The 23,870-nt window shown below is 70.7% G+C and carries 23 protein-coding genes and 1 pseudogene; 15 read left to right on the top strand and 9 right to left on the bottom strand.

The annotated features are described in order from the left end of the window. Window positions 1-116: 116 nt before the first annotated feature. The 3 genes from ACP4J3_RS16430 to ACP4J3_RS16420 all read left to right on the top strand — a co-directional run bounded on the left by ACP4J3_RS16430 (window position 117) and on the right by ACP4J3_RS16420 (window position 5,891). Entirely contained in the window at window positions 117-1,532 is a 1,416-nt protein-coding gene (locus ACP4J3_RS16430; protein ID WP_426534902.1) for an MGH1-like glycoside hydrolase domain-containing protein, read from the top strand. Next, a complete protein-coding gene (locus tag ACP4J3_RS16425) occupies window positions 1,529-3,466 on the top strand; it encodes a glycogen debranching N-terminal domain-containing protein (protein ID WP_426534900.1) in 1,938 nt (645 codons plus the stop codon). The genes ACP4J3_RS16430 and ACP4J3_RS16425 overlap by 4 nt, the downstream gene beginning before the upstream one ends. A 586-nt stretch (window positions 3,467-4,052) precedes the next feature. Continuing rightward, a complete protein-coding gene (locus ACP4J3_RS16420) occupies window positions 4,053-5,891 on the top strand; it encodes a CDP-alcohol phosphatidyltransferase (RefSeq protein ID WP_426534898.1) in 1,839 nt (612 codons plus the stop codon). Here the strand turns inward: ACP4J3_RS16420 and dusB are convergent, their stop codons facing one another. Next, window positions 5,892-7,076, bottom strand: a complete 1,185-nt coding sequence (gene dusB, locus ACP4J3_RS16415; protein ID WP_426534896.1) for a tRNA dihydrouridine synthase DusB — start codon at window positions 7,074-7,076, stop codon at window positions 5,892-5,894. Between the two features lie 64 nt (window positions 7,077-7,140). Between dusB and ACP4J3_RS16410 the strand changes: the two genes are divergently transcribed. After that, window positions 7,141-8,541 carry an MFS transporter gene (locus tag ACP4J3_RS16410; protein ID WP_426534894.1) on the top strand — a complete coding sequence of 467 codons (1,401 nt, stop codon included), beginning with the start codon at window positions 7,141-7,143 and terminating at the stop codon, window positions 8,539-8,541. Window positions 8,542-8,591: 50 nt separating this feature from the next. On the opposite strand, the gene ACP4J3_RS16405 is transcribed toward ACP4J3_RS16410, so the two are convergent. Beyond that, window positions 8,592-9,485, bottom strand: a complete 894-nt coding sequence (locus ACP4J3_RS16405) for a helix-turn-helix transcriptional regulator (RefSeq protein ID WP_426534892.1) — start codon at window positions 9,483-9,485, stop codon at window positions 8,592-8,594. Between the two features lie 101 nt (window positions 9,486-9,586). Here ACP4J3_RS16405 and ACP4J3_RS16400 point away from each other — a divergent pair, with 101 nt between their 5' ends. Continuing rightward, entirely contained in the window at window positions 9,587-11,014 is a 1,428-nt protein-coding gene (locus tag ACP4J3_RS16400; RefSeq protein WP_426534890.1) for an MFS transporter, read from the top strand. Between the two features lie 125 nt (window positions 11,015-11,139). Continuing rightward, window positions 11,140-11,364 carry a hypothetical protein gene (locus ACP4J3_RS16395; protein ID WP_426534888.1) on the top strand — a complete coding sequence of 75 codons (225 nt, stop codon included), beginning with the start codon at window positions 11,140-11,142 and terminating at the stop codon, window positions 11,362-11,364. Between the two features lie 30 nt (window positions 11,365-11,394). Here the strand turns inward: ACP4J3_RS16395 and ACP4J3_RS16390 are convergent, their stop codons facing one another. Both ACP4J3_RS16390 and ACP4J3_RS16385 read right to left on the bottom strand, forming a co-directional pair. Further along, window positions 11,395-11,988, bottom strand: a complete 594-nt coding sequence (locus ACP4J3_RS16390; protein ID WP_426534886.1) for a TetR family transcriptional regulator — start codon at window positions 11,986-11,988, stop codon at window positions 11,395-11,397. Window positions 11,989-12,017: 29 nt separating this feature from the next. Further along, on the bottom strand, window positions 12,018-13,025 hold the full coding sequence (locus ACP4J3_RS16385; RefSeq protein ID WP_426534884.1) for an aldo/keto reductase: 1,008 nt from the start codon (window positions 13,023-13,025) through the stop codon (window positions 12,018-12,020). A gap of 271 nt (window positions 13,026-13,296) precedes the next feature. Between ACP4J3_RS16385 and ACP4J3_RS16380 the strand changes: the two genes are divergently transcribed. The 3 genes and pseudogenes from ACP4J3_RS16380 to ACP4J3_RS16370 all read left to right on the top strand — a co-directional run. Beyond that, window positions 13,297-13,518 carry a hypothetical protein gene (locus ACP4J3_RS16380; protein ID WP_426534882.1) on the top strand — a complete coding sequence of 74 codons (222 nt, stop codon included), beginning with the start codon at window positions 13,297-13,299 and terminating at the stop codon, window positions 13,516-13,518. Then, the gene (locus tag ACP4J3_RS16375) at window positions 13,425-13,868 is read left to right on the top strand and encodes a hypothetical protein (protein WP_426535209.1); all 444 of its coding nucleotides are present in this window, start codon (window positions 13,425-13,427) and stop codon (window positions 13,866-13,868) included. Before ACP4J3_RS16380 ends, ACP4J3_RS16375 begins: the two co-directional genes overlap by 94 nt. A gap of 114 nt (window positions 13,869-13,982) precedes the next feature. Continuing rightward, window positions 13,983-14,228 (top strand): annotated as a pseudogene (locus ACP4J3_RS16370) (enolase C-terminal domain-like protein); the annotation flags it as partial. Window positions 14,229-14,263: 35 nt separating this feature from the next. Here the strand turns inward: ACP4J3_RS16370 and ACP4J3_RS16365 are convergent. Next, window positions 14,264-14,926: a maltokinase N-terminal cap-like domain-containing protein gene (locus tag ACP4J3_RS16365; RefSeq protein WP_426534880.1), complete on the bottom strand. Its 663-nt coding sequence runs from the start codon at window positions 14,924-14,926 to the stop codon at window positions 14,264-14,266. A 179-nt stretch (window positions 14,927-15,105) separates the two neighbouring features. Between ACP4J3_RS16365 and ACP4J3_RS16360 the strand changes: the two genes are divergently transcribed. Continuing rightward, complete coding sequence (locus ACP4J3_RS16360) at window positions 15,106-16,173, top strand: TRM11 family SAM-dependent methyltransferase (RefSeq protein WP_426534878.1); 1,068 nt, start codon at window positions 15,106-15,108, stop codon at window positions 16,171-16,173. Here the strand turns inward: ACP4J3_RS16360 and ACP4J3_RS16355 are convergent. Both ACP4J3_RS16355 and ACP4J3_RS16350 read right to left on the bottom strand, forming a co-directional pair. Beyond that, entirely contained in the window at window positions 16,160-16,774 is a 615-nt protein-coding gene (locus tag ACP4J3_RS16355; protein WP_426534876.1) for a LysE family translocator, read from the bottom strand. The two genes, ACP4J3_RS16360 and ACP4J3_RS16355, sit on opposite strands and share 14 nt — an antisense overlap. 130 nt (window positions 16,775-16,904) lie before the next feature. Further along, complete coding sequence (locus tag ACP4J3_RS16350) at window positions 16,905-18,287, bottom strand: glycine--tRNA ligase (RefSeq protein ID WP_426534874.1); 1,383 nt, start codon at window positions 18,285-18,287, stop codon at window positions 16,905-16,907. 163 nt (window positions 18,288-18,450) lie between these two features. On the opposite strand from ACP4J3_RS16350, the gene ACP4J3_RS16345 reads away from it, so the two are divergent. From ACP4J3_RS16345 to ACP4J3_RS16325, 5 genes are all read left to right on the top strand, one after another. Next, window positions 18,451-19,431, top strand: coding sequence for a metal ABC transporter substrate-binding protein (locus ACP4J3_RS16345; protein ID WP_426534872.1), 981 nt, complete (start codon window positions 18,451-18,453; stop codon window positions 19,429-19,431). A 19-nt stretch (window positions 19,432-19,450) separates the two neighbouring features. Beyond that, complete coding sequence (locus ACP4J3_RS16340) at window positions 19,451-20,218, top strand: metal ABC transporter ATP-binding protein (protein WP_426534870.1); 768 nt, start codon at window positions 19,451-19,453, stop codon at window positions 20,216-20,218. Next, the gene (locus ACP4J3_RS16335; protein ID WP_426534868.1) at window positions 20,218-21,120 is read left to right on the top strand and encodes a metal ABC transporter permease; all 903 of its coding nucleotides are present in this window, start codon (window positions 20,218-20,220) and stop codon (window positions 21,118-21,120) included. Before ACP4J3_RS16340 ends, ACP4J3_RS16335 begins: the two co-directional genes overlap by 1 nt. Window positions 21,121-21,181: 61 nt before the next feature. Continuing rightward, complete coding sequence (locus ACP4J3_RS16330; protein ID WP_426534866.1) at window positions 21,182-21,604, top strand: Fur family transcriptional regulator; 423 nt, start codon at window positions 21,182-21,184, stop codon at window positions 21,602-21,604. Window positions 21,605-21,720: 116 nt separating this feature from the next. Further along, complete coding sequence (locus ACP4J3_RS16325) at window positions 21,721-22,128, top strand: hypothetical protein (protein WP_426534864.1); 408 nt, start codon at window positions 21,721-21,723, stop codon at window positions 22,126-22,128. 72 nt (window positions 22,129-22,200) lie between these two features. Here the strand turns inward: ACP4J3_RS16325 and ACP4J3_RS16320 are convergent, their stop codons facing one another. Both ACP4J3_RS16320 and recO read right to left on the bottom strand, forming a co-directional pair. After that, window positions 22,201-23,040, bottom strand: coding sequence for an isoprenyl transferase (locus ACP4J3_RS16320; protein WP_426534862.1), 840 nt, complete (start codon window positions 23,038-23,040; stop codon window positions 22,201-22,203). Window positions 23,041-23,056: 16 nt separating this feature from the next. Beyond that, on the bottom strand, window positions 23,057-23,803 hold the full coding sequence (gene recO, locus ACP4J3_RS16315) for a DNA repair protein RecO (protein WP_426534860.1): 747 nt from the start codon (window positions 23,801-23,803) through the stop codon (window positions 23,057-23,059). Between the last annotated feature and the right edge of the window lie 67 nt (window positions 23,804-23,870).

Raw genomic sequence — 23,870 nt, 5'->3', positions numbered from 1 at the left:
ACCCCCTTGTGCTTCTCAAGCTTGCATTACATATTGGGTTTTGCGTGTTAACTAGACGTAACTCTATGGTGGCGCTGACCGAACCGGTCAGCCGGACGTCTTTCGGGGAGCCCCGAGTGGATCGCACTGCCCAACTCACCGCCCGACCCACGGACCGTGACATTGCATACGATCCACCCCCCACGGCGGACTCTCCGCACGTCAGAGCCGCCAAGGTGCTGGAGGCCAACTGGACCGGAGCGTCGACGGTCCCCTCCCGCGGCCTGTACCCGCACCAGTGGTCCTGGGACTCGGCGTTCATCGCGATCGGACTGCGGCACCTCTCGCCGTTACGGGCGCAGACCGAACTGGAGACGCTGCTGGACGCCCAGTGGGGTGACGGGCGGATCCCGCACATCGTCTTCAACCCCTCCGTGCCGCTCGACGCCTACTTCCCGAGCCCCGACTTCTGGCGCTCCTCGACCGCCGGGCGCGCCACCGGCGCCCCGCGCACCGTACAGACCTCCGGCATCGTGCAGCCACCGGTGCACGCGCTGGCCGCCTGGCTGGTGCACCGCGCCGACCCGGGCCTGTCCCGGGCGCGCGGCTTCCTCACCCGGATGTATCCCCGCCTGGCCGCCTGGCACCGCTATCTGCTGCACCGCCGCGACCTCGGCGGCGCCGGCCTCGCGTCCGTGGTGCACCCCTGGGAACAGGGCATGGACAACAGCCCCTGCTGGGACGCGCCGCTGAGCCGGGTCACGCCCGCCCCGTCCCGCTCCTTCCGCCGCGCCGACCTCGCCCACGGCGCCCCCGAGGACCGGCCGACGGATCTGGACTACGGCCGGTATGTACGCCTCGCGACGGACTACCGGGACGGCGGATACGCCGATGGAGCAGGCCGCTTCGCGGTCGAGGACCCGGCGTTCAACGCCCTGCTGATCGCCTCCGAGCACGCGCTGGCCAGGATCGCGACGGAGCTGGGCGCGACGGGCACGGCCCGGCACGCGCGCGCCGAACGCCTGACGACGGCGCTGATCGACCGGATGTGGGACCCGGCGAGGGAGATGTTCCTCTGCCACGACGTGCGGTCGGGCGAACTCGTCCCCGAGCGCAGCGTCGCGGGCCTGATCCCCCTCCTCCTGCCCACCCTCCCGCGCGACATCGCCACCGCCCTGGTCCGCACGGCACACGGCCCGCACTTCGGCCTCGGCGCCACGACCCGCCTCGTCCCGTCGTACGACCTTCTGGGCGAGGCCTTCGACCCGCACCGCTACTGGCGGGGCCCGGCCTGGTTCAACACCAACTGGCTGCTGGAGCGCGGCCTGCGCACCCACGGCGAACGGGACCGGGCCGACGCCCTGCGCGCGGCGATGCTCGACCTCGCCGCCGCCTCCGACTTCGCCGAGTACGTCGATCCGTACACCGGCGAGGCCTGCGGGGCCACCGGCTTCGGCTGGACGGCCGCGCTCACGCTCAATCTGCTGCACGACTTCGAGGAACCCAAGTACACCAAGGACCCCAAGGACACCAGGGGAGGGAACCGGGGATGACGGACCGTCACCATCTACTCGTGTACGGAGGGACGTTCGCCGCCGTGGGCGACGGCGGGGACATCAGCGGGGTACGGGCCGCCGGCTCCCCGGAAGGGATGTTCGTACGGGACGCCCGGCACCTGAGCCGCTGGCAGCTCACCGTGGACGGGGCGGTGCCCGAGACGCTGTCCCCCGTGGCCGAGGGCGACACGGCGCGCTGTGTGCTGGTCCCGCGCGGCGGGCGCGACGAGCCGCCGGCGTACACGCTCTTCCGTGAACAGGCCGTGGGAGACGGCTCGTTCATCGAATCACTCCGGATCACCAGCAACCGCCCGGTGCCGACGACGATCCGGCTCGCGCTCACCGCGGACGCCGACTTCACCGACCAGTTCGAGCTGCGCTCCGATCACCGTACCTACGCCAAGACCGGCGCCACCCGCTCCCGCCAAGTGCTGGAGCACGGCGTGGAGTTCGCCTACCAGCGGGGCGAATGGCGCTCGGTGACGACCGTGACGGCCGACCCCGCCCCCGACGCCGTGGAGGAGACCGGCACCGGCGCCCGGCGTCTGGTCTGGGCCCTCGACCTCGAACCGCACAGTACGGCGGAGCTGACCCTGCGGGTGATGGCCCGCCCGCACGGCGACAAACGAGCCCTGCGCGTCCCGCGTTCCCCCGCCGCCCTGTCCGCCCAACTCCTCTCTCGGGAGGGCGAGTTCGTGGAGGGCGTCGCCTTCCCGACGGGCTGGCCCGAGCTGGCCGCCGCCTGTGCCCGCGGCCTGGCCGACCTGGCCACCCTCGAGGTCCCGGCGAAGGGCCCCGACGGCGAGGAGCTGCGCGTCCCCGCGGCGGGCGCCCCCTGGTTCCTGACCCTGCTGGGCCGCGACGCCCTGCTCACCTCGCTGTTCGCCCTCCCCTACCGCCCCCGCCCGGCCGCGGCCACCCTCGCGGCGCTGGCCGCGACACAGGCCACGCGGACCGGCGTCGACGCGGTCAGTCAGCCCGGCAAGATCGTGCACGAGGTGCGGCACGGCGAGCTGGCGCACTTCGGCCAGGTGCCGTACGGCCGCTACTACGGCTCGGTGGACGCGACGCCGCTGTTCCTGATCCTCCTGGGCTCGTACGTGGAGCAGACCTCCGACACCACACTCGCCCGCCGCCTGGAGCCCCACGCCCGCGCGGCGATCGGCTGGATGCTGGACCACGGCGGCCTCACCACCCGCGGCTATCTGGTCTACCGCGCCGACCAGGGCGGCCTGGCCAACCAGAACTGGAAGGACTCCCCCGGCGCCATCTGCTCCTCCGACGGCACCCGCCCCGCCAGCCCGGTCATGGCGGCGGGCGCCCAGGGCTACGCGTACGACGCCCTGCGCCGCACGGCGTGGCTGGCGCGTACGGTGTGGCAGGACGCGACGTACGCCGCGCTCCTGGAGCAGGCGGCCGGCGACCTGCGGGACCGCTTCCAGCGGGACTTCTGGATGGCGGAGCACTCGTTCCCGGCGCTGGCGCTGGACGGCGAGGGCGAGCAGGTGGACGCGCTGGCCTCGGACGCCGGGCACCTGCTCTGGTCCGGGCTGCTGGACAAGGAGTACGGCGAGCAGGTGGGCCGCCGGCTGCTGGAACCGGACTTCTTCTCGGGCTGGGGCGTGCGCACGCTGGCCTCCGGCCAACCGGCGTATCACCCTCTCTCGTATCACCGCGGCTCGGTCTGGCCGCACGACAACGCGCTGATCACGCTGGGCCTGGCTCGCTACGGTCTGCACGACGAGGCCCGTACGGTGGCTCATGCGCTGGTCGACGCGGCGACGGCGACCGGGCACCGGTTGCCGGAGGTCCTGGCGGGCTACGGCCGCGACACCCACGCGGAGCCGGTGCCGTACCCCCATGCCTGCGTCCGCGAATCCCGCTCGGCGGCGACGCCGTTGGCGCTGCTGACGGCGGTTGGCGGAGCGTAGCCCTCCGTCCTCGGCTTCGCCTTCGGCCGAGTCGTTCCCACCCGCACCACCCGTGCGACTTTCGTCGTCGGGTGCGGGTGGCGCCCGTGGGGCGGTCTCGCCGTCGGCGGCCGCGGGCTGCCAGACCGTGCGGCATTCGTCGTCCGGTGCGGGTAGCCCCGTGGGGGCAGTCTCACCATCGACGGCCGCGGGCTCGTCGGCGGCGGGCTGCCAGACCGTGCGGCATCCGTCGTCCAGTGCGGGTAGCCCCGTGGGGGCAGTCTCACCATCGACGGCCGCGGGCTCGTCGGCGGCGGGCTGCCAGGCCGTGCGGCTTTCGCCGTCCGGTACGGGTGGCCCCCGCAGGGCAGTCCCACCGTCGGCGGCCGGCCTTCGGGGCCCAGCTCCATGGCAGTCGGCTGCCGGAGCCCACCGCCCCCCTGCCTGCCTGTTGGCCTGGTGTTTGCCGAGGGTTTGCTGAGCGGTGGGGGGTTGGGGCTGAACATCGGTCGAGGTGGGGCCGTAGGAGGAAATGGCGGGCCCTCAGCCTCCCCTGCGTGGCCCGCCACACCACTCCAACAGGGGCCTCGCACGGAAGGACCTTCGGGTGCCTGTCTTCACGCGCCAACGCCAACTCCCCGGCCCGAACGACGAGCCGGCACCCGCCGACGGCGAGGACGCCCCACAGGGGCCACCCGCACCCGACGACGAAAGTGAAACGGGTGGTGCGGGTGGGAACGACTCGGCCGAAGGCGAAGCCGAGGACAAGGACCAGGACCAGGATCAGGACCAGGCCGACAAGCCCACGCACTCACCCCGCCGCCCTTACCTCCGCTGGGCCCTCACCCTCCTCGCCGCCATCCTCATCCACGTCTGCCTGCAGATGCCGAACACCCTCGGCAACCTCAGGCTCCGCGAGTTCGTACGCCTCCCCGCCGAGGCCATCATCGGCGCCGCCGTCCTCCTGAGCCTCCCCCGCCGCCCCCGCGTCATCGCCGCGGCGACCACCGGCGCGGCCCTGGGCGCCCTCACCGTCCTCAACGTCCTGGACATCGGGTTCAACGAATTCCTGGGCCGGCACTTCAACATCGTCCTGGACTGGGAACTCCTCGACGACGCCCACTCGTACATCAAGGACTCCCTCGGCGGCACGACCACCGTCCTGCTCACCATCGGCGTCATCCTCCTCGCCGTACTCCTGACGACCCTCGTCGCCCTGGCCACCGTCCGCGTCGCGAACGTCCTGGCCCGCCACAAGGCGGACGCCTCCAGGGGCACCCTGATCGCGGGCACCGTCTGGATCACGTGCACCGCGTTCGGACTGCAGATGGCCGGGGTGCCGATCGCCTCGGATCACACCGCCGGCGTGGTCAAGGTCCACGCGGCCCGGACGAAGGACACCCTGCGCGACGAGGCGCAGTTCGCGAAGGACGCGAAGGCCGACACCTTCGGCGGCACACCGCCCGCCGAGCTGGTCCCCGACCTGCGCGGCAAGGACGTCATCTTCACCTTCATCGAGAGCTACGGCCGCAGCGCGCTCGAGGACCCGGAGATCGCGCCCGGCGTCACCGGCACCCTCGACACGAGCAACGCGGCCCTCGCGAAGGCCGGTTACCACGCCAGGAGCGGCTGGCTGACGTCGGCGACCTTCGGCGGCAGCAGTTGGCTCGGCCACTCCACGACCTTCTCCGGTCTGTGGATAGACAACCAGCAGCGCTACCGCACCGTCATGGCCAGCGACCACCTGAGCCTCACCAAGGTCTTCAAGAAGACCGGCGACTGGGACACGGTCGGTGTGATGCCGGGCGTGCAGAAGAGCTGGCCGGAGCAGGAGTACTACGGCCTCGACAAGGTCTACAACGCCTTCCAACTGGGCTACGAGGGACCGAAGTTCAGTTGGTCGACGATGCCCGACCAGTACGCCCTGGAGGCCTTCCAGCGCCAGGTCCACGGCAAGAAGCGCGACAAGCCGCTGATGTCGGAGATCATCCTGACCTCCAGCCACCAGCCCTGGGCGCCGCTCCCGGAGATGGTCGACTGGGACGAGCTGGGCGACGGCTCGGTCTTCAAGGACATCCAGAAGTCCGGCACGAAACCGGCGGACATCATCTCCGACTCCACCCGCTCCAAGCAGGAGTACGGCAAGTCGATCTCGTACTCCGTCACCAGCCTCACGCAGTGGCTGGAGCGCTACGGCACGGACGACACCGTCCTCGTCTTCCTGGGCGACCACCAGCCGATGGCCCGGGTCAGCGGCACCAAGGCCAGCCGGGACGTGCCGATCTCGATCGTCGCCAAGGACCCGAAGGTGCTGGACAAGATCGCCGACTGGAACTGGACGGACGGCCTCCAGCCCGCCTCCGAGGCCCCCGTGTGGAAGATGAGCTCCTTCCGGGACCGCTTCCTGACGGCCTACGGCTCGACCCCGCACCCCTCGAAGGACTGATCAGCCCCCGGACGTGTCCAGCTCCGCGTCCTCGCTCACGCCCGCGCAGTCGTACGGGTCCTTCAGCCAGCCGTCCGGCAGCACCACCCGGTTGTTGCCGGACGTACGGCCGCGGGGGCCGTCGGCGCCGTCGGCGGGCCACGGCTGGTCCAGGTCCAACTCATCCAGTCCGGAGCGCAGTTCGGCCAGCGAGGAGGTGATGGCGAGCCGCTTGCGCATCTGTGAACCGACCGCGAAGCCCTTCAGGTACCACGCCACGTGCTTGCGGAAGTCGATGACGCCCCGCGCCTCGTCGCCGATCCACTCCCCTAGCAGGGTCGCGTGCCGCACCATGACGTCGGCGACCTCGCGCAGGGCAGGCCGCGCGATGTCCTGGTCCCGCCCCTCGAAGGCCCCGACCAGATCCGCGAACAGCCACGGCCGCCCCAGGCACCCCCGCCCGACGACGACCCCGTCGCACCCGGTCTCCCGCACCATCCGCACGGCGTCCTCGGCCGACCAGATGTCGCCGTTGCCGAGCACGGGGATCTCCGGCACATGCTCCTTCAGCCGGGCGATGGCGTCCCAGTCGGCCGTACCGCCGTAGTGCTGGGCGGCCGTACGACCGTGCAGCGCGATGGCCGTGACGCCCTCCTCTACGGCGATCCGCCCGGCGTCGAGGTAAGTGATGTGATCGTCGTCGATGCCCTTGCGCATCTTCATCGTGACCGGCAGATCGCCCGCCCCGCTCACGGCCTCCCGCAGGATCGCCCGCAGCAGATTCCGCTTGTACGGCAGCGCGGAGCCCCCGCCCTTGCGGGTCACCTTGGGCACCGGGCACCCGAAGTTCAGGTCGATGTGATCGGCCAGGCCCTCCTCCGCGATCATGCGGACGGCCTTGCCGACGGTGGCCGGGTCGACGCCGTAGAGCTGGATCGAGCGCGGCTTCTCGGTCGCGTCGAAGTGGATGAGCTGCATCGTCTTCTCGTTGCGCTCGACCAGCGCCCGGGTCGTGATCATCTCGCTGACGAACAGCCCCTTGCCGCCGCTGGCTCCATCCTTTGATTCGCCTCCGGCGAAGGACCTGCACAGGGTGCGGAAGGGCGCGTTGGTGATCCCGGCCATCGGGGCCAGGACGACGGGCGGCTGGACGGTGTGCGGGCCGATCCGCAGGGACTCTGCGACGGGCGGGACGGTCGTGGGCATTCCCCCATTCTCACGTACCGAACAGGGTGCGGCGAAATTCATTAGTTAGGCGTACTATTCAAGGATGCCGGAGCTCAGCCCACGTCGCCGAGTGCTGGTCCTCGCGATCTGCTGTATGAGCCTGCTGATCGTGAGCCTCGACACCACGGCCCTCAACGTCTCCCTGCCCGCCATGCAGCGCGACCTCGGCGCCAGCACCTCGGGCCTGCAGTGGACGATCGACGCGTACACCCTCGTCCTGGCCTCCCTGCTGATGCTGGCCGGCTCCACCGCGGACCGGATCGGCCGCAAACGCGTCTTCATGACCGGCCTGGTCCTGTTCACCATCGGCTCGGCCCTGTGCTCCGCCGCACCGAGCCTCGAATCGCTGATCGTCTTCCGGATGGTGCAGGCGGTGGGCGGCTCGATGCTGAACCCGGTCGCGATGTCGATCATCACCAACACCTTCACGGAGCCGCGCGAGCGGGCGCGGGCGATAGGCGTCTGGGGCGGGGTCGTCGGCATCTCGATGGCCGCGGGGCCGTTGGTCGGGGGTCTGCTCGTGGACTCGGTGGGCTGGCGCGCGATCTTCTGGGTCAATCTGCCGGTGGGCCTGGCCGCCCTCCTGCTCACCCTCCGCTTCGTCCCCGAGTCCCGCGCGCCCAGGGCCCGCCGCCTCGACCCGGTCGGACAGCTCCTGGTGATCTCGCTGTTCGGCGCACTGACGTACGCGATCATCGAGGCGCCGAACGCCGGGTTCGCCTCGGTGCTGCCGTTCGCGGCGCTCGCGGTGGCGGCCCTGCTGGGCCTGCTCTGGTACGAGCCGCGCCGCGCCGAGCCCCTGATCGACCTGCGGTTCTTCCGGTCGGCGCCGTTCAGCGGGGCGACGGTGATCGCGGTCGGGGCGTTCGCGGGGCTGGGCGGGTTCCTGTTCCTGTCGACGCTGTATCTGCAGAACGTGCGCGGGCTGGACGCGCTGCACGCGGGCCTGTGGATGCTGCCGATGGCGGCGCCGACCCTGTTGTGCGCGCCGTTGTCCGGTCGGCTGGTCGGCAGCCGGGGGCCGCGGCTGTCGTTGCTGGTCGCGGGCACCGCGATGACGGCGAGCGCGGCGCTGTTCGCGCTCTTCGACGCCGAGACGTCGGACGTCACGCTGATCATCGGGTACGCGCTGTTCGGCGTGGGGTTCGGGTTCGTCAACGCGCCGATCACGAATACGGCGGTGTCCGGGATGCCGCGTGCGCAGGCCGGCGTTGCGGCCGCCGTCGCCTCTACCAGCCGTCAGTTGGGGCAGACGCTGGGGGTTGCGGTGGTCGGGGCGGTGTTGGCTGCCGGGGTGGGCTATTGGATCATCACCGGGTGTGGGCTGTTGGTGCTTGTTGCGGGGTTGGTGACGAGTGGGGGTTGGGCGCGGGGGACTGCTGAACGGGCGGCTGAGAGGCTGGAGTCGGCGGAGGTTCGCGATGCGTCTCGGGTTGTTGCGTAGTTCGGCGGCTGCCGGCCGGTGGGGGTTGATCGCGCAGTTCCCCGCGCCCCTTAGGGGGTTGCCCTCGCCAGCGATATCTCGTGCAGCCTCTTGAGGCGCTCTCCCGACTCCCCGTCCGCCGGCACATACGTCACCATCCTCGGCCCCACCTCCGGACTCAGCCACAGGTCCGTGTGGTCGACCACCAGTCGTCCCACGTACTGGTTGATGAACTCCTTGCGCTTGCTGCGGTGGGCCACCACCTCATGGCGGTCCCATGCCTCGCGGAACTCGGCGGACTCCGTGCGCAGGCGCTTGAGGAGCATCTTCCAGGCGGGTTCGGCGAGGTGGCCGGCCATCGCGGCGCGGAAGCGGGCGGCCATGAGGCGCTGGGTCTCGCCGAGGTGCACGATCGAGGACTGCCAGTCCTGGTGCGTGTAGGAGAGGATCATGCAGTTGCGGTCCTCGGGCGGCACCGTCTCCAGGTCGCACAGGAGCAGGCCGTAGGTGCGGTTGTAGGCGAGGATGTCGTACCGGCTGTTCTGCAGGCAGGCGGGGTACGGCTCCAGTTGTTCCAGTACGGCCCGCAGCGCCGGGGTCACCGACGAGCAGGTCGTCGCCGGGGTCGGGTCCACCGCGCCGGCCAGCTGGAAGAGGTGGGAGCGCTCGCTGGGGTCGAGCATCAGGGTGCGGGCGAGGGCGTCGAGGACCTGGACGGAGACCTGGATGTCGCGGGCCTGCTCGAGCCAGGTGTACCAGGTGACGCCGACCGCCGAGAGCTGGGCGACCTCCTCGCGGCGCAGGCCGGGTGTGCGGCGTCGGCGGCCGCGGGGCAGGCCGACCTGCTCGGGGGTGAGGTGCTCGCGGCGGTGGCGCAGGAAGGCGGCGAGTTCGTGGCGGCGGATCGCCGAGGCCGACGTGGAGCGGGGGGCCTGTGCCGCCGTGTCCTGGGCCATGGTCGTCATGCCTCCAGCCTGCCGCCGTGCTGATCCTGTTTCCAGGTGGTTCCGCTACCAGGATAAGGAGACTCTGGTACCACCCTCAGCCGGCCCGCAGGCTCGTGACCGTGACCGAAACCATCACTGCGCACAAGGTCCAGAGCGCCGCGGCACCGCCCTCGCTGGGCGGCCTCGGGCTCTTCACGGTGCTGCTCGCGGCGGCACTTCCCCTCATCGACTTCTTCATCGTCAACGTGGCCCTGCCCACCATCGGCCACGACCTCGCGGCGAGCGAGTCCGTGCTCGAACTGGTCGTCGCGGGCTACGGGCTGGCGTATGCCGTGCTGCTCGTCCTCGGCGGGCGGCTCGGGGACCTGTTCGGCCGGCGGCGGCTGTTCCTGGGCGGCATGGCGGCGTTCGGGCTGACCTCGCTGGCGTGCGGGCTCGCCCCCAGCGCGTGGACGCTCGTCTCGGCGCGGGTCGCGCAGGGCGCGGCGTCGGCGGCGATGCTGCCGCAGGTACTCGCGACCATTCAGGCGGCCACGACCGGTCAGCGGCGGGCGAAGGCCATGGGGCTGTACGGCGCCACGGCCGGCCTGTCGATGGTGGCCGGGCAGATCCTCGGCGGCGTCCTGGTCGCGGCCGACATCTGGGGCACCGGCTGGCGCTCGGTGTTCCTGGTGAACGTGCCCGTCGTCCTCGTCGGCCTCTTCCTGGCCGTCCGCGCCGTCCCCGAGACCCGCTCCCAGCACCCGGAACCGGTCGACGGCCCCGGCACGGTCCTGCTCGCCGCGGCCCTTCTGACGCTGCTGGCCCCGCTCACCGAGGGCCGGGCGGCGGGGTGGCCGCTGTGGACGTGGCTGTCGCTGGCGGCGTTCCCGTTCGTGGCGGCGGCGTTCTACGCGGTGGAGCGCAGGGCGGACCGCGCGGGCCGTACGCCGCTGGTGCCGCCGAGCCTGTTCGAGCTGGTGTCGCTGCGGCGGGGTCTGGTGATGATCGTGCCGTTCTCGATCGGCTTCAGCGGTTTCATGTTCGTGATCGCGGTGGCGTTGCAGCAGGGGGCGGGGCTCGGTCCGGTCGGGGCGGGGCTGGCGCTGGTGCCGATGGCGGTGGCGTTCTTCTCCGTCTCGCTGGCCGGTCCGCGGCTGGTGACCCGCTACGGCACCCGTGTCGTGACCGCCGGTGCCGCGGTCCAGGCGGTGGGCGTGGGTCTGATCGCGGTGACCGCCTGGCGCTCCTGGCCGGATCTCGGCCTGCTCGAACTGCTCCCCGGCGCGGCGGTCGCCGGCGCGGGCCAGGCCCTGCAACTCCCCGTCGTCTTCCGCATCGTGCTGTCCGAGGTGCCGCCGGCGAGGGCCGGGGTGGGCAGCGGGGTGATGATCACGACCCAGCAGTCGGCGCTGGCGCTGGGTGTGGCAACCCTGGGCACGCTGTTCCTCTCCCTGGTCCCGGGGGTGGGTATGCGGGACGCCCTGGTCACCACGCTGCTGGTCCAGTTGGCCGGTGTGGCGCTGACGGGGCTGCTCAGCCTGCGGCTGCCGCGGACCGTCGGCTGAGCGACTTGTGAGGGTGTGGCCACAGGTTGGTCAACTCGCCGGGCCGCATCCCCTGTTGATGTTGGTCTTGCTGCACACTCCTTGCTGCGCAAACGGATTCGATGTCCTCGGACGCTGGAGGCGTCATGCTGGAGATCAACACGAGCAAGGTGAGCCGCTGGGACCAGCACGGCCGGGAGCATGTCGTGCGGGTGCTGCGCAAGGGCGCGCAGCGCACGGTCAGATGCGACACGTGCGGCTGGCGCAAGGGCGCGCAGTTCCTGCCGTGGCTGAAGGCGCAGGAGCACCTGGCGGAGGCGCATCAGGCGACGGTGGATCCGACGGAGGGGGCGGAGGCGGGCAATCCGTAGTCGGCACCCGGGCAGGGGAGCCGAGGGTGACTAGGGCGCCCGCAACCCCCGTACCAGCAACTCCACCACGGCCTCGAACTCCCCCTCCACCCCGGGCTGTTCCCACTCCCGGGCGTAGCCGGGGTCATGGAAGCGGCCCGTGGCCTGGAAGAGGGCGCGGGCGGTGGTCGCCGGGTCCTCGGCGCGGAAGGTGCCGGCGTCGACGCCGGCCTGGACGATCCGGGTGAGCTGGCCGGTCAGGTCGGCGATGTGCTCGCCGACCGCGGTGCCGTTCTCGCCGGTCAGCACCGTGTACGTGGCGAACAGCTCGGGGTCGTCGCCCGCCTTGTGCCGCTTGGCCTCGAACAGGGCCGTGAGCCAGGCGCGCAGCCGGTCCTGCGGATCGCGGTCCTCGGCGGCGGCGATCCCGGAGAGGGCCGCGGAGGTGCGGTCCAGCCACCTCTTCGTCACCGCCTCCCGCAGCGCCGCCTTCGTCCGGAAGTGCCGGTAGACGCTGCCATGGCTGACGCCGAGCGCGCGGGCCACGTCGACCACGGTGGCCTTGGCCGGTCCGTGCCGGCGCAGCACCTCCTCGGTGACTTCGAGGATGCGCTCGGCGGTCAGGGTCTCGGGGGTCGGTGCCATGGGTCAGACCGTACCCGGCGGCTCGGCCGCTACTTGCTGCCGAGGTGGGACATCTGTGCGGCCGGGTAGCGGTCGCCCGCCGCCGCGTCCGCCGGTACCGCCTCCTCGATCGCCGCGAGGTCGGCCGCGTCCAGCGTGACGTCGAGCGCGCCCAGCGACTCGGTGAGCCGCTCGCGGGTGCGGGCGCCGACGAGCGGCACGATGTCCTCGCCCCGGGAGAGCACCCAGGCGATGGCGATCTGGGCGACGGAGACGCCCTTCTGCTCGGCGATCTTCCGCAGCGCCTCGACGAGGTCCAGGTTGTGCCGGAGGTTCTCGCCCTGGAAGCGCGGTGAAATCGCCCGGAAGTCGTTCGCGGCGAGCTGCCGGTCACGGGTGAAGTGGCCGGAGATCAGGCCGCGGGAGAGCACGCCGTAGGCGGTGATGGAGATGCCCAGCTCACGGGTGGTCGGCAGGACCGACTCCTCGATGCCGCGGGAGATCAGTGAGTACTCGAACTGCAGGTCGGCGATGGGGGCGGTGGCGGCGGCCCGGCGGATGGTCTCGGCGCCGACCTCGCTGAGGCCGACATGGCGGACGTACCCCTTCTCGATCAGTTCCGCGACCGCGCCGACCGTCTCCTCGATCGGTACGGCGGGGTCGAGCCGGGCGAGCCGGTAGACGTCGATGTGGTCGACGCCGAGGCGCTGGAGGGAGTAGGCGGCGAAGTTCTTCACGGCGGCCGGACGGCCGTCGCTTCCGGACCAGCCGCCGTCCGGATCCCGCAGCGCGCCGAACTTCACGCTGACCAGGGCGTTTTCACGCCGCTCGGCGGGCGCGGCGCGCAGGGCCTCGCCGATCAGCAGCTCGTTGTGGCCCATGCCGTAGAAGTCGCCGGTGTCGAGCAGGGTCACGCCCGCGTCGAGGGCGGCGTGGATGGTGGCGATCGACTCGGCCCGGTCCGCGTCGCCGTACAGCGCGGACATGCCCATGCAGCCGAGGCCGAGGGCGGAGACGTGGGGGCCGGTGGTTCCGAGGGGGCGGGTTCGCATCGTCATGCCTCCACCATGCCCTAACAGATGACAGATTTCAATATCTGTCATTCCATACTTGTCCGGGTTCGGTCTGCCCTAACCGACGCAGGGTGATCGCTCCACCTTGGTACCCGGACAGCGAGCCCATCGCCGCGGCGGTTTTTTCCCCGCACACAAGGAGCAGCCGGCCGACAAGTTTCCGGCGACGGCTGCGCGAGGTCGCCCCGGACCGAGAGACCGCCCAGCCCGCTCGTCACGTCCACCGGAGTCACTGCAGACCACCTTGGTGCGGCTGGTGTCCGAGGACGGCGCCGAGGGCTGGGGCGAGACCTGCCCCATCGGTCCCACCTACGCCGAAGCCCACGCCAAGGGCGCCCGCGCCGCACTGGCCGAGATGGCGCTGGGCCTGATCGGGGCCGACCTCTGGCCGCTGGCGCTGCACCGCCGGATGGAGACGGCCTGCTCAACGGGCACAACCACGCGAAGGCGGCCATCGACATCGCCGCACACGACCTGATCGGCAAACGGCTCGGTGTGCGCGTGGCCGAGCTTCTGGGCAGCGGCGCGGTCTCGCGCGTGCCCTCCTGCTACGCCCTGAGCGTGGCAGAGCCGGACGAGACCGCCCGGATCGCGAAGGAACGCATGGCCGAAGGCTGTCCGCGGATCCAGGTGAAGCTGGGCTGCCGGCCGGTGGAGGCCGGCATCGAGACGCTGCACAAGGTCTGGGAGGGCGTCCGCGGCTCGGGCATGCGACCGCGGCCGACGGCAACCGCGGCTGGACCACACGTGACCCCATCGAGGAACTGGCCCGCGTCCGCCCGCAGTTGCGGCACCCGGTCCACCTGGACGAGAACGGGGTGGACCTGAACACGGTCATCACCGCCGCGGGCACCGGCCTGGTGGACGGCTTCGGCATGAAGGTGACGCGGATCGGCGGGCTGCACCCCATGCGCGCCTTCCGCGCCTTTCCGCGACCTCTGCGCCGCGCGGCGGCTGCCGCACACCAGCGACGGCTCCTGGGGCGGAGATGTGATCGCCGCCGCCTGTGTGCATCTCGGCGCCACCATACGGCCGGAGTTGAACGAGGGCGTCTGGATCGCGGCGCCCCACATCGAGGGCCACTACGACCCGAAGGCCGGCGTCCGCGTCGAGGGCGGCCACATCTCTCTGCCCACCGGTTCCGGCCTGGGCGTGGCGCCGGACAGGGATCTCTTCGCGATCCCGTAGCCGCCTTCCGACCTCGGTACTGCCTATTGGTCTGCCTATCGGTGCCCGTCGGCGTACAGCGCGGCGAACAGCCCGTGGACGCGCGGGCCGTCCGGCAGTTGCCAGGCGCCGCCGACATGGCCGACGGCCCCCTCGGGGAGCAGCGCCGTGCCCTGCGGGGCGGGGCGCAGGACCCGGTGCAGTTCGAGGGTCGTGCCGTCCGGGGCGGTCAGGCGGGTGCCCTCGGCGTCCTCGGCGACGTGGGGCTTGGCCTGCCTCGCCGTGAATCCCGGGCCGGTGTAGGAGCGGGTGACCTCGCGGTCCTCGGTGTCGGTGACGCTCTGGGCCTGGGCCTGGGCGCGCCCTTCGATCAGGGCCCACAACTGGTCGGCCAGCACCGGGTCGTGGCAGCCGTCGTAGGCCCAGCGAGGGCCCAGCACCCCGTGCTCCATGGTCCCGACGAGGGCGTGCTCCGCGCCGTCGAGCGGGGCGCCGCGATAGGTGAGCGGGACGAAGTAGCTGACCGGCTCGGGTCCCGACACATCGGTGGTCACCATGAACTCGATCCCGACCTCGCCCTCCGGGTCGTCCAGCCGAAAGCCGCCGGACATGTCCAGACTCGGTGCACCGGCACCGGCGTACCAAGGGCGGGTGGGCAGCCACGAGGTGAGCAGTTCCAGCTTGGTCGGCTTGACAGTGGTGCGGTGAATGATGGCCATACCGAAGGCTCTCACGGGGACCCGGCGCCCTGGTACGCTTTTTCGATCATGACGATGACGTACTTCTTCCACCTGCGCTAGTCGCTCCGTCGGCACGACGCGGATCACCCGGCGCCGACGATGCGGGACGGTCTCCACCAGTTCGCCGTCCCGGGCTGCGACGTGGGAGAAGACTCATCATGCGCTCATCGCGCGTGTCCTTGGTGGCTCGGTGCGTCCGCGGGCTGGAGCCCGCACTCGGCACCGAGATTCTGCGGACGGGTTCCGCGACCATCGACCGGATCGGCCACCGCGAGGTGGCGTTCAGGACCGACGACCACACCCCCCTGCTACGGACCGCCGACGACATCTTCCTGTCGGCGATCCGCCGGCCCGACATCGGCCCGCACAAGACCGACCTGCCCGCCCTGGCCGAGATGGCGCGTGCGGTCGACCTCGAAGGCCTGGCGCGAGAACGCCGGGGTTTCGGCGACGGCATCGAGATCTCGGCGTCCTTCCTGGGACGCAGGACGTACAACCGGTACGACATCGAGGACACCGTCGGCCGGGTCCTGGCCGGGCGCACGGGGGTGCCGTACCACTCGCGCCGGCACGGCGAGCCGCCCCCGCCCGGCCACAGCGGCTGGCGGCTGACGCTGGACGGCACCCACGCCGCCCTGCTGCTGCGCCTGGGCCGCCGCCCGGCGCACCGGCGCGGCTACAAGCGCGCGACGATCCCGGGCACCCTGCACCCGCCGGTCGCCGCCGCCATGGCCCAGGCGGCCGAACTGCGGCCGGGACAGCGGGTGCTGGACCCCTGCTGCGGTGCGGGAACCCTGCTGATCGAGGCCCATCACACGGCGCCGGGCACCACACTGCTCGGCTTCGACCTCGACCCGGCCGCGCGCCGGGCGGCACGGCAGAACGCCGGCCCCCTGCCGGTCACCGTCCGCCGCGGCGACGCCGGCGCCCTCCCTCTCGACGACCACAGCATCGACCGCGTGCTGTGCAACCCGCCCTGGGGCGAACAGGTCGACGCGGGCGGGTGCCTCGCCGGGCACCCGCGGCGCTGGTGGCACGAACTCGCCCGGGTCCTCACCGCGGACGGCCGCGCGATCGTGCTGCTCCCGGAGGCTCGCGGCCTCGCCGACGCCCTGGCCGTCGGCCTGTCCCCCGTCCACGTACAGCAGTTGAGCCTGTCCGGCAGCCGCCCCCTCCTGATCCACCTGCAACGCCGCCGCCACCGCAAACGCCCTAGCGGGCGGTGACCGCCAGCTTCGCCCCGAGCGCCACGAACGACCCCGCGAAGGTCCGCCGCAGCCATGTCATCACCCGGGGCCGGGAGATGACGTGGCTGCGCACGGACGCCGCGAGCACTCCGTACGCCGCGAAGACCACGAACGTCACCGCCATGAACACCGCGCTGAGCGCCAGCATGCTCGGCAGCGCGTTCGCCTCGGCCGGGTCCACGAACTGCGGGAGAAAGGCGAGGAAGAACACCGTCAGCTTCGGATTGAGGATGTTGATCAGCACCCCGCGCATGATCACGCGCCCCGAGGAGAGCGGCGCGGCGTCCCGCTCGTCGACCGCGATGCCCTCCTTGTCCCTGAGCGTCGCCCACGCCATGTACAGCAGATAGGCGACACCGGCGTACTTCAGGATCTGAAAGGCGGTCGCACTCGCGTGCAGCAGCGCGGCGACACCGGTGATCGTGGCCACCATGTGCGGCACGATCCCGAGCGTGCACCCGAAGGCGGCCACGACGCTCGCGCGAGGGCCGCGGGAGAGTCCGGCGGCCAGGGTGTAGACGACGCCGGTGCCGGGGGTGGCGACGACGACAAGGGTGGTCAGCAGGAACGCGATGCTCATGCGGGCCAGCCTGGCGGCGTGGTGGCCCGCGTTACAGGGCCAATGGGATGCCTGTATCGAGGGCCACCACGCGAAACGCCGGACGGGCATATCAGCCCGTCCGGCGTTTGAGAATTTCGAGAATGAGACGTCAGCAGCCGATCAGACGCCCGGCCAAGTACCCCTCGATCTGGTCGAGAGACACCCGCTCCTGCTTCATCGTGTCCCGCTCCCGAACCGTCACCGCATTGTCGTCCAGCGTGTCGAAGTCGACCGTCACGCAGTACGGCGTACCGATCTCGTCCTGGCGCCGGTAACGGCGGCCGATCGCGCCCGCGTCGTCGAACTCGATGTTCCAGTTCTGGCGCAGCGTCTGCGCGAGGCCCTTGGCCTTGGGGGACAGCTCCGGGTTCCGGGACAGCGGCAGCACCGCGACCTTCACCGGCGCCAGGCGGTGGTCCAGGCGCAGCACCGTCCGCTTCTCCATCTTGCCCTTGGCGTTCGGCGCCTCGTCCTCGACGTAGGCGTCGAGCAGGAACGCCAGCATCGCCCGGCCGACACCGGCCGCCGGCTCGATGACGTACGGCGTCCAGCGCTCGCCGGCCTCCTGGTCGAAGTACGACAGGTCCTGACCCGACGCCTTGCCGTGCGCGCCCAGGTCGTAGTCCGTCCGGTTCGCGACGCCCTCCAGCTCACCCCACTCGTTGCCGCCGAACTGGAAGCGGTACTCGATGTCCGCCGTCCGCTTCGAGTAGTGGGAGAGCTTCTCCTTCGGGTGCTCGTACCAGCGCATGTTCTCCTCACGGAGACCAAGGCCCGTGTACCAGTTCCAGCGCTGCTCCATCCAGTACTCGTGCCACTTCTCGTCCTCGCCCGGCTTGACGAAGAACTCCATCTCCATCTGCTCGAACTCACGGGTGCGGAAGATGAAGTTGCCCGGCGTGATCTCGTTGCGGAACGACTTGCCCATCTGGGCGATGCCGAACGGCGGCTTGCGGCGCGAAGTGGTCTGCACCTGGGCGAAGTTGGTGAAGATGCCCTGGGCGGTCTCGGGGCGCAGGTACGCGATCGAGCCGGAGTCCTGCGTCGGGCCGAGGTGGGTGGAGAGGAGACCCGAGAACTGCTTGGGCTCGGTGAACTGGCCCTTGTTGCCGCAGTTCGGGCAGTTGATGTCCGCGAGACCGTTCTCCGGGAGGCGGCCCTTCTTGGCCTCGTACGCCTCCTCCAGGTGGTCCGCGCGGAACCGCTTGTGGCAGGAGGTGCACTCGGTGAGCGGGTCGGTGAAGGTGGCGACGTGGCCGGAGGCGACCCACACCTCGGGGGCCAGGATCACGGACGAGTCGATACCGACCACGTCCTCGCGCGACGTCACCATGTAGCGCCACCACTGGCGCTTCAGGTTCTCCTTGAGCTCGACACCCAGCGGCCCGTAGTCCCAGGCGGCCTTCTGGCCGCCGTAGATCTCACTGCAGGGGAATACGAAGCCACGGCGCTTGCTCAGGCTGACGATGGTGTCGATCTTGTCGGCGGCCACGGTGCTCTCTTCATTACGACGACGGGCGACGAAGCGAGGCGCTTCACAGCGGAATGCTTCAGAGTACCGGCGGGGGCTCCCCCTCAACCAAATCGGTAGCGCTCTGTGGACGGCCGCTCACGCTTGTTGACAATGGTTTCCAGTACGGCTGAAAATGACTGTCATGAACGTACGACGACAGCACATATCCGGGATCGCCCTCGCGGCCGCCGCCGCCCTCGGCGTCGGCTCCCTCTCCGCCTGCTCCTCCGACAGCGCCGCCGCGGGCAACACGGACAAGTTCGACGTCGTCGCGTCGTTCTACCCGATGGCCTTCCTCGCCGAGCAGATCGGCGGCGACCACGTGAAGGTCACCAGTCTGACCTCGCCCGGCCAGGAGCCGCACGACCTGGAGGTCAGCGCCAAGCAGCGGACGCAGATCGAGGAGTCCGACGCGGCGCTCTACCTCAAGAGTCTCCAGCCGTCCGTCGACGAGGCCATCGCGCAGTCGGGGCTGAAGACGAAGATCGACGCCGCCACGCTGACCGAGCTGGAGGACCACGGCGCCGTCGAGGACAGCCACGGCCACGAGGGCGAGGAGGGGCACTCCGAGGAGTCCGAGGACGCCGAGAAGGAAGAGCACGCCCGCGATCCCCACATCTGGCTGGACCCGGTGAAGTACGCCGAGGTCGCCAAGGGCGTCGGCGCGGCCTTCGAGAAGGCGGACCCCGACCACGCGGCCGACTACAAGAAGAACACCGACGCGCTGGTGAAGAAGCTCGACGACCTCGACACGCAGTTCGCGGACGGCCTGAAGAACACCAAGTCCAAGGTCTTCTTCACCAACCACGCCGCCTTCGGCTACCTCGCCGAGCGCTACGGCCTGACCATGGAGGCCATCGCCGGACTCGACCCGGAGAGCGAGCCCAGCCCCGCCCGGATCAAGGAGCTCCAGGAGGAGGCCAAGGCCGACGGCGTCACCACGGTCTTCTACGAGACACTGGTGTCCGACAAGACCGCCAAGACCCTGGCCGCCGACGCGGGCCTGAAGACGGACGTCCTCGACCCGGTCGAGGGCATCACCGACAAGTCCAAGGGCGACGACTACTTCTCGGTCATGGAGGCCAACCTCACCGCTTTGAGGACGGCGCTGGGAGCCAAGTGACCAACCAACGGAGGACGGCATGACCGAGCCCGTCATATCGCTGCGCGGCGTCCACGCCGAGCTGGGCTCGCGCCCCGTCCTGCGCGGCATCGACCTCACCGTGCACCGCGGTGAGGTCGTCGCGCTGCTCGGCGCCAACGGCTCGGGCAAGTCGACGGCCGTGCGCGGCGTCATCGGCCAGGTGCCGGTCAGCGCCGGCGAGATCGAACTGTTCGGCACCCCGCGGGCCCGGTTCCGCGACTGGGCGCGGGTGGGCTACGTCCCGCAGCGCACGACGGCCGCCGGCGGCGTGCCCGCCACGGTCGGCGAGGTCGTCTCCTCGGGCCGGCTGTCGCGCACCCGCTTCGGCGTCTTCCGCAAGGCCGACCGCGCGGCCGTACAGCGCGCCCTGGACCTCGTCGGCATGGCGGACCGGGTGAAGGACTCGGTCAACGCCCTGTCCGGCGGCCAGCACCAGCGCGTGCTGATCGCCCGCGCACTGGCCCCCGAGCCCGATCTGCTGATCATGGACGAGCCGATGGCGGGCGTCGACCTGGCCAGCCAGGAGGTGCTCGCGCGCACGCTCAGGGAGCAGGTCGAAAGCGGCACGACGGTCCTCCTCGTCCTGCACGAACTGGGCCCCCTGGAGCCCTTGATCGACCGGGCGGTCGTCCTGCGCGACGGCTGCGTGCTGCACGACGGCCCGCCGCCGAAGGCGGTCGGCCAGCACGCGCTGCCCGGCCACGACCACGTACACCCGCACGCGGTTCACGACGCCGAACCGATCCGGACGGGGCTGCTGAGCTGATGGACATCCTGAACTACGACTTCATGCAGCGCGCGCTGCTCGCCGCGGTGCTCGTCGGCATCACCGCCCCGGCCGTCGGCATCTACCTCGTCCAGCGCCGCCAGGCCCTGATGGGCGACGGAATCGGCCATGTCGCGATGACCGGCGTCGGCCTGGGCTTCATGCTGTCCTGGTCGCCGGTGTGGATGGCGACGCTGGTGTCGGTGCTCGGCGCGGTCGCCATGGAGTTGATCCGCTGGTACGGCAGGATGCGCGGCGACCTCGCCCTCGCGATGCTCTTCTACGGCGGTATGGCCGGCGGTGTGATGCTCATCAACCTCGCGCCGGGCGGCTCCAACGCGAACCTGACGTCGTACCTGTTCGGGTCGCTGTCGACGGTGTCGCCGCAGGACGTGACGGCGATCTGTCTGCTGGCCGCCTTCGTGATGCTGGTCACTGTCGGCCTGCGCCGCCAGATGTTCGCGGTGAGCCAGGACGAGGAGTTCGCGCGGGTCACGGGTCTTCCCGTCCGCGCCCTGAACCTGCTGACGGCGATCACGGCCGCGGTCACGGTGACGGTCGCGATGCGCGTGGTCGGACTGCTGCTGGTGAGCGCGCTGATGGTGGTGCCGGTGGCGGCGGCGCAGCAGATGACCCGCAGCTTCGCCGCGACGTTCGCGATCGCCGTCGCGATCGGCGTCACGGTGACGATCGGAGGCACCGTCACGTCGTACTACCAGGACGTCCCACCCGGCGCGACCATCGTGCTGCTGACCATCGGGACGTTCATCGCGCTGGCGGCGCTGGCCACCCCGCTGGCCCGGCGCAGGGCCCGCGCCCAGTCGGCGGCGCAGCCCTCCGGCGATCCGGCGGATTGCGCGATTCCGGCCAGCAGGGAGTCGGACGGGAAGGTGAGCGTCTGACCGCGCTCAGCCCGGGCTGGCACAATGGCCCGGCAAGGCGCAGACATGAGGAGGCAAACCGGTGACGACCGCTGGACCGCCCGTGAAGGGCCGCGCGACGCGGCAGCGGGCCGCTGTGGCGGCGGCCCTGGACGAGGTCGACGAGTTCCGCAGCGCGCAGGAGCTCCACGACATGCTCAAGCACAAGGGCGACTCGGTCGGCCTCACCACGGTCTACCGCACCCTGCAGAACCTCGCCGACGCCGGCGAGGTCGACGTCCTGCGCACCTCCGACGGCGAGTCGGTCTACCGCCGCTGCTCGACCGGCGAGCACCACCACCACCTCGTGTGCCGGGTCTGCGGCAAGGCGGTCGAGGTCGAGGGCCCGGCCGTGGAGAAGTGGGCGGACGCCATCGCCGCCGAGCACGGCTATGTGAACGTGGCGCACACGGTGGAGATCTTCGGTACGTGTGCGGAGTGCGCGGCGGCGACCTCCAACGACTAGCAGTATCCGGCCAGTTGGCGAGACTTGCCCCCCTTACCCGATCGCGATCATGCTCTTCCTATAATCACTACGGCTCCTGCGACCACAGGAGCCACAGTGAACACAGGGGAGACAACTTGAGACTGGGACGCATAGCTGGTGTGGCCGCCGCAAGCGCCGCACTCGTGCTGGCCGTCGCCAACTCGGCGGTGGCAGCCGACCACACCATGCACACGGGGGATGCTTGGGGGAACGTACCCGGCGTCGACTGGAGCGGCATCGGCTGGTTCAACGAGTACGGCGACGTCGTCACGATCAAGGACAATGACGCCGACGGCCGCGGTGTCACGATGAACGTGTACATCGGCAGCCCGAGCGGCAACCCGCGCTACTCGTTCACCGTCGGCGGCGAGGGCAACAAGAAGACCCGCAGGGCGAGCATGGGCGGCGTCTACAACCTGCCGGAGAACACGAAGATCGGCTTCAAGTTCTGCCGTGCGCCTGACGGCGAGTGCAAGGACTACACGTTCCTCAACGACCACTAGGTCGCCCGGAACCGCGAACGGCCCCGCTCCACTTCGGTGGGCGGGGCCGTCCCCGTGTGTCCGTTCGGCGGCTCAGCTCTCCTCGGAGCGCCCTTCCATCGCCAGCAGCTCCTCGTTCGGGATCGCGCCCCCGAACCGCCGGTCACGCGAGGCGAACTCCACACACGCCCGCCACAGGTCACGCCGGTCGAAGTCCGGCCACAGCACGTCCTGGAAGACCATCTCGGCGTAAGCGCTCTGCCAGAGCAGGTAGTTGGACGTCCGCTGCTCCCCGCTGGGCCGCAGGAACAGATCCACGTCCGGCATGTCCGGGTAGTACAGGTACTTCGCGAAGGTCTTCTCGGTCACCTTGGCCGGATCGAGCCGCCCGGCCTGCACATCCTCGGCGAGCGCCCGCGCGGCGTCCGCGACCTCGGCACGCCCGCCGTAGTTCATGCAGAAGTACAACGTCAACCGGTCATTCCCCTTGGTCTGCTCCTGAGCCACCTGCAGCTCCTTGGCGACCGACTTCCACAGCTTGGGCATCCGCCCGACCCACCGCACCCGGACCCCCAGCTCGTCGAGCTGGTCGCGGGTCTTGCGGATGAAGTCGCGGTTGAAGTTCATCAGGAAGCGCACTTCATCGGGCGACCGCTTCCAGTTCTCGGTGGAGAAGGCGTACAGCGAGATCGCCCCCACGCCCATCTCGATCGCACCTTGCAGCACATCCAGCACCCGCTCGGCCCCGACCTTGTGCCCCTCGGTGCGCGGCAGCCCGCGCTCCTTGGCCCAGCGGCCGTTCCCGTCCATGACGATCGCCACATGGCTCGGGACCAACTCACCGGGGAGCTTCGGCGCGCGGGCACCGGACGGGTGTGGCTCCGGCGCCCTGTACTCGCGGCGCCGACGCCCCAGGAACCCACTCACGGCCATGTGCTTCTCGTCTCCCTTACTTTTCCACGTACCGAAGCGAGCGCAGCCCGCGCTCCAGATGCCAGTGCAGATAGGCCGACACCAGCCCGTTGCCCTCCCGGACGTACCGCGGCTCGCAGGTGTCCGCCGTCTCCCAGTCTCCCGTCAGCAGCGCACCGAGCAGCTCCAGGGTCTGCGGCGACGGTACGACGCTACCGGGCACCCGGCAGTCGGCACAGACCGAGCCCCCGGAGGCGACCGAGAAGAAGCGGTTCGGTCCTGGCATGCCGCACTTCGCACAGTCGCTGAAGCTCGGGGCATACCCGTTGACGGCGAGCGACCGCAGCAGGAACGCGTCGAGAACGAGATGCGGCGCGTGCTCACCGCGGGCGAGCGTCCGCAGGGCCCCGACCAGCAGCAGATACTGCTGCACGGCCGGCTCGCCCTCGTGATCGGTGAACCGCTCGGCGGTCTCCAGCATGGCCGTCCCGGCGGTGTAACGGGCGTAGTCGCTGACGATCCCGCCGCCGTACGGAGCGATGGTCTCGCTCTGCGTACACAGCGGCAGCCCACGCCCCACCAGCTCGCTCCCCCGCGCGAAGAACTGCACGTCGACATGCGAGAACGGCTCGAGCCGAGCCCCGAACTTCGACTTGGTACGCCGCACTCCCCGAGCCACGGCCCGGACCCTGCCGTGCCCCCGGGTGAGCAGCGTGATGATCCGGTCCGCTTCCCCGAGCTTCTGGGTGCGCAGCACGATGCCGTCGTCGCGGAACAGACTCATGGGTTCATTGTCGCGTACGGGGGGAGTCAGCGGGGGCGGTCGGGGTCACGTATGGCGCCCCACGGGC

Source organism: Streptomyces sp. UG1 (assembly GCF_049974585.1).
Lineage (GTDB): Bacteria > Actinomycetota > Actinomycetes > Streptomycetales > Streptomycetaceae > Streptomyces.
The sequence above is the reverse complement of the archived record's forward strand: the minus strand, read 5'-3'. Positions and strand labels throughout refer to the sequence as shown.